Below are 12,552 nucleotides of genomic sequence, written 5' to 3'. Positions count from 1 at the left end.
GGCGGCATGCAGATTCAAGTCGGCATTATCACCATTTCGGACCGGGCATCGCAGGGTCTCTACGACGACCTGGGCGGTCCGGCGTTGAAGCAAGCGGCCTTGGCTTACGGTTGGCAGGTGCTGGCGGAGGCGTTGGTTCCCGATGAGCGTCGTGAGATTCAGCGGGCGATTCGGGAACAGATTCATCGAGGCTGCGGATTGGTGCTCACCACTGGAGGCACGGGAGTTGCCCTTCGCGATGTCACTCCGGAAGCGGTTCGAGAGATCGCCATTCGCGAACTCCCCGGATTTGGAGAAGTCATGCGCGCCGAATCGATGAAAATCACCCATAACGCCATCCTGTCCCGCAATCTGGCGGCCGTCGTGGAGAAGTCCCTGGTGATTTGTCTTCCGGGCAAGCCCACGGGTGCGGTGGAATGTCTCAGTTTTGTGGTTAAGGCGATCCCGCATTGTGTCGAGGTGCTGCAAGAGGTGCCGACCAGCTGCTGAGATGTGGTCGGTATCCGACGCTTGCTCAAAGGGTTGGATTAATCCAGCGGTTTTGCCCTGAGACTTCATCGAACTCCAATAAATCGCCCCTCGCCCCTTGCGCTCTCGCCCAAGGCTCCCTACTTTGCCGCCAACAGCGTCTGCTTCGGCCGGAGGCTTAGCTGATTTAAATAAGGCTATTTATGAGACAACTAACAGAACTAGTGGGTGGCAGTGGATTGGTATTTCTGTTTTTGCTGCTGGCGTTGTTCGTGGTGGCGCTGGTGGTTTTGAACTTCGGTATGATCTACATCCGGGCCTGGTTCTCGCAGGCCAAGGTGACTTTTATTGAGCTGATCAATCTCCGGATGCGGCGGGTTCCCGTGGGAGCGATCGTCGACGCGCGGATCACCGCCATCAAATCGGGGATCGAGCTGACCACCGACGACCTGTCCACCCATCATTTGGCGGGTGGGAACTTTGAGATGGTGGTTCAGGCGCTGATTGCGGCCCGCAAGGCTGGGATTCATCTGAATTTCGACCGTGCCTGCGCGGTGGACTTGGCCACGAAGGGCACTGGAAAAACGGTGTTGGAGGCGGTGAAGACCTCAGTGAATCCGCGTGTGATCGACTGTCCGAACCCGAGCTCTGGAAAGGTGACGATCGACGCGGTGGCCAAGGATGGGATTGCGGTCAAGGTTAAGGCTCGCGTCACGGTGCGGACCAACTTAGATCGTTTCGTAGGGGGTGCCACGGAGGAGACCATCATAGCCCGGGTAGGCGAGGGGATTGTTTCGACCATTGGTTCCTCCCAAAGTTACAAGGATGTCCTCGAGAACCCGGATCGGATTTCCAAGACGGTCCTCGACAAAGCCCTCGACAGCAACACGGCCTTCGAAATTTTGTCGATCGACATTGCCGATGTCGATGTTGGTGAGAATGTGGGTGCCAAGCTCCAGGCTGAACAGGCGGAGGCGAACAAGCTGGTGGCCCAGGCTCAGGCCGAGGTTCGACGGGCGGCTGCTGTGGCTCTGGAGCAGGAGATGGTGGCTCGGACGCAGGAAGCCAGAGCGCGGGTGGTGGAATCGGAGGCGCAGATTCCTTTGGCCATGGCGGAGTCCTTCCGCAACGGCAATCTGGGTGTCATGGACTACTATCGCATGCGCAATGTGCAGGCGGACACGTCTATGCGAGAAACCTTGGCCGGAGGGGCTTCCACGAGCGGCGGCAAGACTTCCGGCAGTTAGGCCAGCCACTTCACGACGCGGAAGCGGGTCTCGGTTTTGCAATCAAGTCCGATAATGAGTCCTTGGGCCTCCATTTTCATGTTGGGTGCTGGGGAGTGGTCGAGCGTGATCACTCTGCTGGTCCTGGCGGTTGTCTCCGCTATCAGCAGCTACCTCCAGCGGCGCGCCGCTAAACAGGAGGAGGAGCGGAGCCGAGGATCTTTGCCTTCTCCCGCCGCCAAGCCTTCGGTGGAGGAGCCGGAGGCGGTGGAGGATTGGGAAGCGGAGCTACGTCGGCTGTTGGGTCAGCCGCCCGTTCGGGAACCAGCTCGTCCACCTGTGCTTCCTCCTCCGCCTCCCGCTTCCGCCTCGAGACCCGTCTCGGGAGCCAATCCCTCCCCTGTCCGCCGGGCGGTTAATCCACCGGTCGTCGAGGAGGAGGGGCCTGCCCGGGAGCTTCCCCCCCTGGTGGAATCCAAGCTGGTCCTGGAGCAAGCGTCCTCGCTCAACGAGCAAACGGCTGAGCGATTGCATCGGGTTTCTGGAAGTCTTGGGCGGATGGGCGAATCGTCGGCGCTGCTCAGTGAATCGTCGCAGTTTGGGTCAGGGGTCCAACGGCAGATGGCGGAAGGGATTGCGCGCAGCCGGAATGCTCCGACCGCTCAGGTTGCGACGAGATCTCTTACTCCCCAGGCCTTGGCGGTGGTGGAATTGTTACGGAGTCGCAGCGGGTCTCAGCAAGCCATGCTTGCCTCGCTCGTTCTAGGGCCTCCCAAGGGGCTGGAGGTTCCTTGATCCCTGCGTCATTGGGGAACCACTTTGATGTCACCGCTCGCGGCATCGTAGCTGAACTTCATCCCTCGAGGCGCCTCGGGTAGCTTAGGTATCACCTGAGCGGTTACCAGGTCCTGCAGGCTGTTGGGCAACTTGCCTTCGGAAGCTTGGTAGGCTTGGATGGCCTGCTTGAGGCCGACCAGAGACAGAGTGTTGTTGGCGCTCTTTTGAGCATTGTTGACGGCTCCCAGGTAGTCCACCGGGGCTGTCACGGGGTTGCCGCTGGACCCTGAGGAATTCGGGTTTGCCGGGCTGGAACCTTCCTTGCAGCCGCTACCGGTGAGGAGAGCTACCAGGCATGCCGTCGATAAGAGAGAGAGGGGGGAGTTCATAGCATGGACCGGAGATTTCGTTGTGCGATTCAGCATCCCCCGGTCTGGTCACGATGCCAAGAGGAAACAAATTTCGCGTGCGTTTGGCCGACTGCAACCGTATCTTCTCAGCCTTCTAGACTATGGCTACTTTACGACCATTCGCCGCCCTCCGACCCAAAGCTGAACTCGCTTCCCGTATTTGCGAGCTACCTTACGACGTGATGTCGTCTGAGGAAGCCCGCGACATGGCGGCTGGAAATCCGCTCAGTTTCCTTCACGTCAGCAAGCCGGAGATCGACCTGCCTCCGGGAACTGATCTCTATTCGCCTGCGGTTTACGAGAAGGGCCGAGAAAACCTGGGACGCCTCATCCGCGAGGGATCCTTGGCTCAGGACTCGCAGAAGAGTTTCTATCTTTACCGTCAGATCATGGGGTCGCACAGCCAGATCGGTTTGGTTGCCGCGGCCAGCTGTGACGAGTACCTGAGCAACATCGTGAAGAAGCACGAGTTGACCCGGGTGGATAAGGAGGACGATCGGGTCCGGCATATTGAAACCCTTAATTCCCAAACGGGTCCGGTCTTCCTCACCTATCGTGCTTCGGCGCAGGTGGATGAGCTGGTTGCCAAGAAAATACAGGAAGCGCCCGAAGTTGACTTCACCTCGAAAGACGGCGTGCGGCATACTTCGTGGGGGATTCGTGATGCCGCGACCATTCAGACGTTGCAGCTGGCGTTTGCCGCTATCCCGTTTCTTTACATTGCCGACGGGCATCATCGCAGTGCGGCTGCTGGGCGGGTCTATCAGGCGAGAAAAGGCGCGGGCGAGAGCGGCGGATTCCTGGCCGTGGTATTCCCGCACAACCAGATGCAGATCCTGCCTTACAATCGGGTGCTCAAGGACCTTAATGGAATGAGTCCAAAGGGTTTGCTCGAGAAGCTCGACGCGGTGTTCATCATCAGCGATACGCCTCAAGCGAGCCCCAGTCGGAAGCATGAGCTGGGGCTTTATCTGGAGGGCCGGTGGCGGACGCTGCACTTCCGCCCATCGTTTGCCGCGACCCAGGATCCCATCGAGAAACTGGATGTGACCCTATTGCAAAAGTATGTGTTGGCTCCCCTCTTCGGGATTGAGGATCCACGCACTAGCAAGCGAGTGAACTTTGTCGGGGGCATCCGGGGGACAGCCGAGTTGGAGAAGTTGGTGAACAGCGGGGAATACTCCTGTGCATTTTCCATGTATCCGACGAGCATCGTTGATTTGATGACCATCGCTGACGCCGGAGGGATTATGCCTCCCAAGAGCACTTGGTTTGAGCCGAAGCTTCGGGATGCGATGTTTTGTCACATGCTTTAAGCTTTCAGGTTGCGTGAGCCAGCCTTTGGCGTAGGGTGCGTCCAACACTCAACTGAAAGGGCCTATGTACTTCGGCGTCGATTACTATCCCGAGCATTGGGTCTATCCCCATGCGGGTACTTCCGAGCATCCTGAGTCTCGTTGGCATCAAGATGTGGCGATGATGCTCGAGGCTGGCGTGAATGTCGTCCGGATGGGCGAGTTTGCCTGGGGGCTCTACGAGCCGGAGGAAGGTAAATTTGATTTTGCCTGGATGCATCGCATGATGGACATCCTGGGCGAGGCGGGGATCAAGGTGGTGTTGGGCACCCCCACCGCGGCGCCGCCGCTGTGGATGGCCCGCAACTATCCACAGATTTTGCCGATCGACAGCAGCGGTCTGCGGTTGCATGAGGGCACGCGTAGGGCCGTTTGCCTGAACAGTGACATTTTTCGGGATCGTTCTCAGCGTATCGTTCGGGAGTTGGCCAAGGCGCTGGGTCATCATTCTCAGCTGATCGCCTGGCAGGTCGATAACGGGCTAGGTGGCCACGGAACGGAATTCTCCTTCAACGAGGAAACCCGGCATGATTGGATCCAGTGGTTGAGGCTGAAGTACGAGACCATCGATCGGCTCAACGAGATGCATGGGAATCGGTTTTGGTCGCAGATGGTGCAAGACTGGGAGCAGGTGCCGATGCCTCGGCGAGCCCCCACCGTTCACAACCCGGCATTGGTGATGGACTGGCTGCGATTCAGCTCTGACAGCATCGTGGCCTATGCGCGGATGCAGGTGGAGGTGCTCCGTCAGGTTACTCCTCAGATTCCTGTTACTCAAAATCTACGGGCTATGACCCGGGACTTTGATCACTTCGATATGGCGGAGGCCATAGACTTCGTTTCCGTGGACAGCGACGCCACCATCAAGACTCGGTCCGCTGAGAACGCGTGTTACATTGACATGATGCGCTCTCTCAAGAAGCAGGGCGTGAGGGCTCCGGGGTCGGCGGACAGCGGGTTTTGGGTCATGGAGCATAAGGCGGGGAATGTGAACTGGGCTGATGTGAACACCCTCGTCCGCCCGGGGGTGGTGAGGCTCTTCAGTTACCAGTGGATTTCCAGGGGTGCCGATGGGCTGTTGTATTTCCTTTGGCGGCAACCGCGGATTGGCTCGGAGAAATTCTATGGGGGTATTTTAACGCATGATGGGCGGGCGGATGGACGCGTTTATCAGGAGTTTAAGCAGGTCGGTACTGAGCTGGAGAAGCTGGCGCCCATACTCAAGGGAACGAAGGTCAAAGCCGATGTGGCGATCGTGATCAGCCCGGAGAATGATTGGAATATGCGTCATGTGCCACAACCCACGCGCCATTTCTCGCAGCGCGAGCATGTGCAGCTGTTCTACAACGCCTTTCATGACCGAAGCATTCCGGTTGATTTTGTGCGGGCGACCGAGGATTTGTCGGCTTACCGAGTGGTCATTGCCCCTTCCGTTCAGCTTTTGGCTGGCGGAGAGGCAGATCTGCTCAAGCTCTATGTGATGAACGGTGGGACATTGGTTGGTACCTGCAACACGGGGCTGGTCGATGAGCATCATATGGCTCCGGACAGCGGCTTCCCGCATGATCTGACGGATCTGTTCGGTCTGGAAGTGATGGAGTTCGATCCTTTGCCCGAGGGCGAGGAAAACCACCTGGTGATGAAGGGAGGCTTTACGGCCACGCATCTTCATCCTGGGCGAATTTGGTGCGATGTGATCAAACCTGGGGCTTGCGAGATTCTGGCCACCTTTGCCAAGGATTTCTACGCGGGTTCGCCTGCCATGACCTTGAATCACTTCGGATCCGGGCAGGCGATCTACCTAGGGACACTCAGCCACCAGCCCTTCTATCTCGATCTCGTTTCCTACCTTCGTCAGCTGTGCCACCTGCATCCCTTGCTGAAGGTTCCCGAGTCGGTTGAGGTCAGTGCCCGGGAGAAGGACGGCACGCGGATCTATTTCTTATTGAACCATCAGAACACGCCGGTGCGGTTGAACTTTTTCAAGCCCGTGCATGATTTCCTGACGGATCGCTCCTTCTCTGGAAACTACGATCTACCGCCTCACGGGGTGCTCATCTTGGACGAGTCGATTGCGCATGCCTCCGAGGGGGCTCCCCATTCTCCATGATCAGGCGGCCGTTCTCATATGCTCCTGCCAAGGGAGGGCCGCGGGTCAATTCTCGCGAGAAAGTCCTCGCTCAATGGCGAGGGCTGAACGTGACTCCGATTGAGAAAGCTCAGCGGGTCACCGCGCGTTCACTGGCCGAGTTGATGCCCCGGGTGCTCAAGGATATTCGTATCGAGCAGCGCCAGGCCGAGGCTGAAGTCGTTAAGGTGTGGAATGCCACCGTCGACCCCAATGTGGCCGCACATGCGCAGCCGATCAATCTCCACAAAGGGACCTTGTTTGTGGGGGTGGATAGCAATGTCTGGCTTTCGGAAATCGTGCGTTACCGCCGCCAGGAAATTCTCAAGCGCATGCAGAACGCCTTCGGCGCGGACAACATTCAGAAAATTAGCTTTCGGATCGGGGCTTGAGGTTATAAGCAAAACACCCCGGGTTGTTGGCAACCTCGGGGTGTGTTTGTGGGCTGATGGAGAGGCGACTTGCCCCTTCTCAAGCCTTGCGGCGTCGCAGGAACATCGTTGCGAGGCCGAGAGCTCCCAAAGCGACGCTGCTAGGCTCCGGCACGATCTCCACCACGAACAGCGGCATGCTGGGAGCCATCTCAGTGCCGGCTCCGTTGCTGCCGAGCACCAGGTTGAAGACCCCTGAACGTCCGACATGGATGTTGGAATTGTTCAGGGCTGCGGCATAGCCTTGTTCCCAGGTCGCATAGATCGTGGGCCAGACCCGGACTTCCAACGTGATGGTGTCCCCTGGATTATAGCCGTTGATCGCCAGTTCATTTCCGAGGAAGTCGCCTTGCGACTCCGGCGGCGAATCCAGGAACAGAACCGGAACGTCCACCGCCGCCAGCACCGAGGCCAGGGATCCGTTTGGACCCACAAACAACTGAGCTTGATAATCGGAGGTGAGATAGTCGCCGGTGTAAAGATCTGAGATCCGCTTCTCGACGCTCAGATCTTGGGTGACATTCGCGAATAACAGGTACCCTTGGGCTTGAGCCCCGAGAGTTGTCAGCGCGATGAGGGGCAGGGAGAATAACAACTTTTTCATACGACTTTTCCTTTGCGGAACACGGATAGCAGGAGTCGGGCCGAGGCATCCTTGCGATTACTTGGCGGCTCCGTCGTTGCTACGACGAGGCTTAGTCCAATCGGCCGGGTGAGCGCTGTCCCAGATCGAGTCAGGCTTGTCGGGAGTGTCCTCATATTTGGTCTTGAGGAACTTCATGCCGCGGTCATTGGCGGCGAAGGATTCATCATCCACGACGGTGGGTGTGATGAAGATGATCAGGTTCTGTTTGTTCCGGACGTTCTTCTTGTGACGGAAGAGACCGCCGAGTCCTGGGGCGTCGCCGAGCAGGGGCACCTTGGAGAGCGTGGTCGATACGGTGTCGCTGATCAGACCGCCCATGACCAGCGTGTTTCCGCTGGGGATCATGACATGCGTATCGGCGCGGCGGATCGCGTAGACGTTGGCCGTGAAGGTGTCTCCATTCGCTTCCTGGCTATCCTTCGAGTCGATGTTCGAGACTTCAGGAATGACCTTGAGGGAGATGTAGTTGTTCGCCGTGATGCGAGGGGTTACCTGGAGAATCACACCAATGTTTGTGTAGGTGATTTCCGCGCCAGCCGGGCTGTTTGCCGAGCCAGGGGTGACCTTGATGATGGGATAAGCCTTGGTGACCTGCAGGGTCGCCATCTGGTTATCCATCGTGACCGCGCGGGGAGTGGCGACGACCTCGGTATCGGCCTCCTTGTTGAGCCAGGAGAGAACGGCATTCACACCGTCCGCATTCAAGAACGCGGTGCTGGGATTGAAGGCGCGAGCTGTGTCTGCCGAAATCCTGCCGTTCGCGGCGTTACCGAAGGTGAACTTTTGTCCTTCAAAGGTATTCGCCCAGTCGATCCCGCGGATCGAGGTTGGATTCTTGGCGGTTTCCAGCATGCGCGATTCGATCAAGACCTGCTTGGTCGGCGTGTCGAGCTTGGTCACGATGTTGCTGACCGTCTCCCATTCCCGAGCCGTCGTGCTGACAATGAGCTGCGCGGTGCGGATGTCGGAGAGAACCTGGCTGCGGGCGGTCAAATTGGGTTTGAGCAGCGTGACCAGGTTTGTCGGATCGGCATACTTAAGCTGAACGATACGGGAAACCAGCGGCTCCTCGGCCTTGGGATCCTTGACGGTGATCTTGGAGATCCGTGATTGGGGATCTTTCAGGAGCACGAGATTGTAGTTATCCAGGAGCGCGACGAGCGCGTCGTGGGCAGACACATTTTCCCATCGGAACGACACACTGGGAAGCGGGAGAGGCTTTCCATCGGGCCCGACGGTTGGGGCGGTGACTCGCGGATCAAATTGGAAATTGAGTCCGGACTGGCGCGCCAGGTTGCGAATGGCGTCCGTCAGGGGCACGTCATCGATGACGATGAGGGGAACCACTTCGGTGCCATCGGGTCCGGCCGGGGTCTCCGTGGGAGCGCCAGGCGCAGTGGCCGGGGCTTCCTTGGTCGCCTCGGGTGCGCTAGCTGGGGTTTCGACTTGGGCGGGGGCTTCTGGAGCCGCCACGGGCTGCTCCTGCGCCTGCTCGGGGGCAGCGGGTGCGCTGTCGGCCGGCGCGGCCGCCGGGGGTGGAGCTGGAGGCTCCGCCGGTTTGTTTTCATCGGCAGCGCCCACCGAGATGTAGGTGGACGCGAATAGACCAACCAGTGTGATACGTACGGACCTTTTCATAATTCCTTTTTCGTTGAGTGAGTCGCTCCGGAACGGTGGCTCAGAGACCGTCTCGGAGTTGCAGTTCCTTCTTCTCGGGAAAGCCTTCTATCGACAGGATCACGGAGCGGGCCTTGATTTGCTCGCACTTGACCTTGTAGGACTGACCGTTGTGTTTGATTTCCAGGATTTCTCCCTGTCCTACGGTTCTGTTGTTGATCACCGCCAGACGACGGTTTCCTGTTCCTGAGATCCCTTTCAGCACGAACTGGGAGAGTGCCGGGGTCTCTAGCCTGGCAGGCTCTGCTGGGTTCGAGCTTTCAACCTTCTTCACGAACCGTTTGGTGGTGGGGAAGAAGACGTCGGTGCCAAATTTAGTCGTGTCGTTGTGGTTGTCGAAAAACACGGAGCTGACGAACTTGAGATCCTCCGGTGCCGACTTTGGCTTCTCCTTGTCCTTGTCGCCCTTCGTCGCCTGCGTTGCGGGGGGCTGGGCTGCCGCAGCTTCGAGGGACGGGCGTAACGAGATCAGGCAAACGCTCCAGAGGAGGGCACTAAAGCACTGGCGGCACATAGGTGAGGTGAAGTGGTTTGGACGCGTCACGTTTACGGTTGAGTTGGGCTCACGAGAGCCACGAGCTCAAATTTGAATGCCAGCTTCTCGGCGTCCTCCGTTGCCGTGGCGCTGCTGTTCGAGGCGGGTTCGAGCTCGAGGTTTTGGACCCGGATGAAGGGGAACCGATTTTCAAAATCAGCCAAGAAGCGCCCGAGATCGTGGTAGTAGGCGGTGCCGCGGATGTTGTAGAGCGCGGACCGATAGGGAAATTTGGGAAACATCTGGATTTCGCCCAGCACCTCGCGGCTGAAGTTGGGGATATCAATCCGCTCGCGGTAGGGGCCTTTGAAAGTTTTGACGGTCTGGATGATCCAGTCGTACATGTCGCCTTTGACCATCTCCTGCTCGATGCTGGTCAACTTCGTTGAGAGCTTCTCCAGCCGGCGGTCGATTTCCGCCTTGGCGGCGAGGAGTTTGCGGGCGTTTTCAAGTTTTTGCTTTTCCTCGGCATTGCGCGTCGCCAGTTTGGCGATAGTGGCGTTCTGGCTGTCGATCAGCGTGAGCCACAGGCCCACGGCGATGACCACAGTGGCTGCTGCCACCATGATGAGCTTGTTGCGCTTGTCTGCGCTCAGTTTCTTGATGCTCATTATTGGCGGGTCCTCTCCGGGTAGGTGGACTGGATCGTAAACGTGACATAGGGCGGGGTAATGTTTCCCGCGCTGTCCTTGTCGGACTGGGGTGCTGAGATGTTGAGCAGAGCGACTTGGTTGGTCGTGCTTGGAGCGCTCGCTCCAGGAACAATGGGCGTGGCGAGAGTCGCCTTCAGTTTGGCAACTTGGTCGCCCGGCTGGGCGCTTCCGTCCTTGGCGTCAATTGTCACCACGATTCGTTCGGTGGAAGTCGCGGGTCGACCTGCCACTTCCTTGTCCTTCTCCTTGGCTGGTTTCGCCTTCACTTCGGCTTGGAGCTGAAAGGACTGCTCGCCGCGCAGCCGGGTGATGTGGATGCCCTCCGTTCCCGCGAGCACGAACTGCAGTTCGTTCAGCACATTGCCCCACAGGAAGCGGTTGGTGGTCAGCGATTGGAGCGCGGACAGTTTCTGCTCCATTTCCAACGAGACGCGGCGGTTGTCGACGACCTTCTTGTAGTCTTTCTCCATGGAGGTCCACTGAGATTGAAGGTCTGAGAATTCGGAGTTGGCCCTCACTGCGCGCAGCTGGAGGATGGAGCTCCAGCCCAGGACGCAGGAGACCACCACGACACCAGCCAGTACCGCGCGTTTTACGGGATCGCGACGGCGCGCTTCTTCGGCGGCGTGCGCTTCGTTGAGTAGATTGAGGCGGATCGGCATAGGCTCTTAGAAGGAGGCGACGGATGCCCCCACGGCGACACAGAGTTGCGGACTCATTTCTTCGACCTCGGCTGTCTTTCCCTCGGGGACCGCCACCTGGAGAAAACGGATGGGGTTCCAGCTGCGGCAGGGGACCATCAATTCGTTTTGGAGGGCCTGAATGATGATGTCATTTTTGGCGGAGCCTCCGGAGATGAACACCTGGGTGATTGGGCGGTCGTGCTGATGTTCGAAGAAGTCAAGGGACGCTCTTAGTTCGCGTCCCAGCGGGTTGATCACGCTGTCCAGGGTTTGCTGGATCTCGGTCGGCATTCCGATCTTGATGCCCTCGGCTTCGCTCGGGGAGATGCCCATGGCTTCTGCGAGCCCGAGGGTGAGGCGTTCACCGCCGAGGCTGACCACTCGATTGAGGACGACCTCTCCGGCGTCGAGAATGACGATGGTCGAGTGCTTGAACCCGATGTCCACCAAGCCCACGACTTCCTTGTTGAAGGCGTCTGGCTCGACACATTCGAACGCGTTTGCGGGGGCGATCAGACTTGGAACAATGCTTTCCGGGATGAGCCCGGCGATCTTGGCACCGCCTTGGATCGCCTCGATCACCTTACGCGGTGCCCCACTGACGAGGACTTTAAATTTCTGTTGAGCGGCGGAGGTGGGCTTGGCTCCCGGCTCGCTGGAGGGCAGTGCCGCGTTGGCCCTGGGGGGGAGGTATACGCAATCGAAGATGTGGTCCGTGAGCTCCTGCTGAAGATAGGTTTTGGAGTTCATCTTCAGGAGCTGCCGGACATCTTCGAGCCCCATCATCGGCAATTCGATCTGCTTCAGGATGGCTTCCTCGACGCCAAGGGCTACTGTCAGGTGCTTGACCCGGGGATTCCCCAAGGCCGAGAGGACGGCCTTGAAGTGTTCGCCGAGAGTTTCGGCGGCTCTCGCTTTCTCCGCTGGAGGCGGATCCAGAGTGACGAGGTTGACCAAGGTCCAAGACTGGCCCTTGCGCTGAAGGTGGAGCGCTTTGGTCTGGCATCCTCCCAGATCCACGGCCAGTATTTGGTCGGTGCGTTTCGAACGTTGAGTTGGCTGAGGCAAACCCATATGCGAACGGCGTTCAGCACTAGCAATGCCAAATCTGGAACCTCTCCTTTCAGCGCGTCATTGCTACTCCGATTGTCTCTCTCTGAGACAGCTGCGCGTGTTGCGGGACGGAATTCTGCGGAATAGACGACTCGCTCAGCGCGGAGTGATCCACTCTGAGGCACAGCAGAGACAACGAGTTGCGATGGTGGGAAGCAAAAAGGGTCGCGCTGTGGAATTTACCGGGTTGAGAACTAAATAATCTGCCCAGCCAGTGTCGGCTGATTTGGTGCCGAGCTGGGGAACCTGGACAGTGTCCTGTCCTCCTTGTCTTGAGATGGGGCAGCTCTATGGACCGCGGTGGCACGACCTAAGCATTACCCACAAGTTCGGAGGGCTTCCTCCCTATCCCAACGGGATTGCGCCTCAAAGCCCAGGGTTGGGAGGAACGAGCTACCCTGGGGAAAACGCCATAGAATCCACAACCCCATCGTGGGTTGCGAACCCTGT

Annotated in this window: 13 protein-coding genes; 6 read left to right on the top strand and 7 right to left on the bottom strand. The window is 58.5% G+C overall.

Annotated features, from left to right (window positions below):
* Positions 1–6 precede the first annotated feature (6 nt).
* The 3 genes from JNN07_16205 (at position 7) to JNN07_16195 (ending at position 2,489) form a co-directional block, all read left to right on the top strand.
* Positions 7–489: a MogA/MoaB family molybdenum cofactor biosynthesis protein gene (locus JNN07_16205; GenBank protein MBL9169284.1), complete on the top strand. Its 483-nt coding sequence runs from the start codon at positions 7–9 to the stop codon at positions 487–489.
* Between the two features lie 182 nt (positions 490–671).
* On the top strand, positions 672–1,715 hold the full coding sequence (gene floA / locus JNN07_16200) for a flotillin-like protein FloA (protein ID MBL9169283.1): 1,044 nt from the start codon (positions 672–674) through the stop codon (positions 1,713–1,715).
* Positions 1,716–1,769: 54 nt separating this feature from the next.
* Positions 1,770–2,489, top strand: coding sequence for a hypothetical protein (locus JNN07_16195; protein MBL9169282.1), 720 nt, complete (start codon positions 1,770–1,772; stop codon positions 2,487–2,489).
* 8 nt (positions 2,490–2,497) lie between these two features.
* On the opposite strand, the gene JNN07_16190 is transcribed toward JNN07_16195, so the two are convergent.
* Positions 2,498–2,860: a hypothetical protein gene (locus tag JNN07_16190; protein MBL9169281.1), complete on the bottom strand. Its 363-nt coding sequence runs from the start codon at positions 2,858–2,860 to the stop codon at positions 2,498–2,500.
* 122 nt (positions 2,861–2,982) lie between these two features.
* Here JNN07_16190 and JNN07_16185 point away from each other — a divergent pair, with 122 nt between their 5' ends.
* The 3 genes from JNN07_16185 to JNN07_16175 all read left to right on the top strand — a co-directional run bounded on the left by JNN07_16185 (position 2,983) and on the right by JNN07_16175 (position 6,756).
* On the top strand, positions 2,983–4,197 hold the full coding sequence (locus tag JNN07_16185) for a DUF1015 domain-containing protein (protein ID MBL9169280.1): 1,215 nt from the start codon (positions 2,983–2,985) through the stop codon (positions 4,195–4,197).
* A 64-nt stretch (positions 4,198–4,261) separates the two neighbouring features.
* Positions 4,262–6,346 (top strand): beta-galactosidase, encoded by a 2,085-nt coding sequence (locus JNN07_16180; protein ID MBL9169279.1) that lies wholly within the window; start codon positions 4,262–4,264, stop codon positions 6,344–6,346.
* Positions 6,343–6,756 (top strand): DUF721 domain-containing protein, encoded by a 414-nt coding sequence (locus JNN07_16175; GenBank protein MBL9169278.1) that lies wholly within the window; start codon positions 6,343–6,345, stop codon positions 6,754–6,756. The genes JNN07_16180 and JNN07_16175 overlap by 4 nt, the downstream gene beginning before the upstream one ends.
* Before the next feature lie 79 nt (positions 6,757–6,835).
* On the opposite strand, the gene JNN07_16170 is transcribed toward JNN07_16175, so the two are convergent.
* Genes JNN07_16170 through pilM form a run of 6 tightly spaced genes read right to left on the bottom strand, consistent with a single transcriptional unit; the run spans position 6,836 to position 12,063 of the window.
* Entirely contained in the window at positions 6,836–7,399 is a 564-nt protein-coding gene (locus JNN07_16170) for a PEP-CTERM sorting domain-containing protein (GenBank protein MBL9169277.1), read from the bottom strand.
* A 57-nt stretch (positions 7,400–7,456) separates the two neighbouring features.
* Positions 7,457–9,079, bottom strand: a complete 1,623-nt coding sequence (locus tag JNN07_16165) for a hypothetical protein (GenBank protein ID MBL9169276.1) — start codon at positions 9,077–9,079, stop codon at positions 7,457–7,459.
* 40 nt (positions 9,080–9,119) lie between these two features.
* Entirely contained in the window at positions 9,120–9,632 is a 513-nt protein-coding gene (locus tag JNN07_16160) for a hypothetical protein (GenBank protein MBL9169275.1), read from the bottom strand.
* Positions 9,633–9,664: 32 nt separating this feature from the next.
* A complete protein-coding gene (locus tag JNN07_16155) occupies positions 9,665–10,264 on the bottom strand; it encodes a hypothetical protein (GenBank protein MBL9169274.1) in 600 nt (199 codons plus the stop codon).
* The gene (locus JNN07_16150) at positions 10,264–10,968 is read right to left on the bottom strand and encodes a hypothetical protein (GenBank protein ID MBL9169273.1); all 705 of its coding nucleotides are present in this window, start codon (positions 10,966–10,968) and stop codon (positions 10,264–10,266) included. The genes JNN07_16155 and JNN07_16150 overlap by 1 nt, the downstream gene beginning before the upstream one ends.
* 6 nt (positions 10,969–10,974) lie before the next feature.
* The gene (gene pilM / locus JNN07_16145) at positions 10,975–12,063 is read right to left on the bottom strand and encodes a pilus assembly protein PilM (GenBank protein ID MBL9169272.1); all 1,089 of its coding nucleotides are present in this window, start codon (positions 12,061–12,063) and stop codon (positions 10,975–10,977) included.
* Between the last annotated feature and the right edge of the window lie 489 nt (positions 12,064–12,552).

This window comes from Verrucomicrobiales bacterium (assembly GCA_016793885.1).
In the GTDB taxonomy this organism is placed as follows: Bacteria; Verrucomicrobiota; Verrucomicrobiia; order Limisphaerales; family UBA11320; genus UBA11320.
The sequence above is the reverse complement of the archived record's forward strand: the minus strand, read 5'-3'. Positions and strand labels throughout refer to the sequence as shown.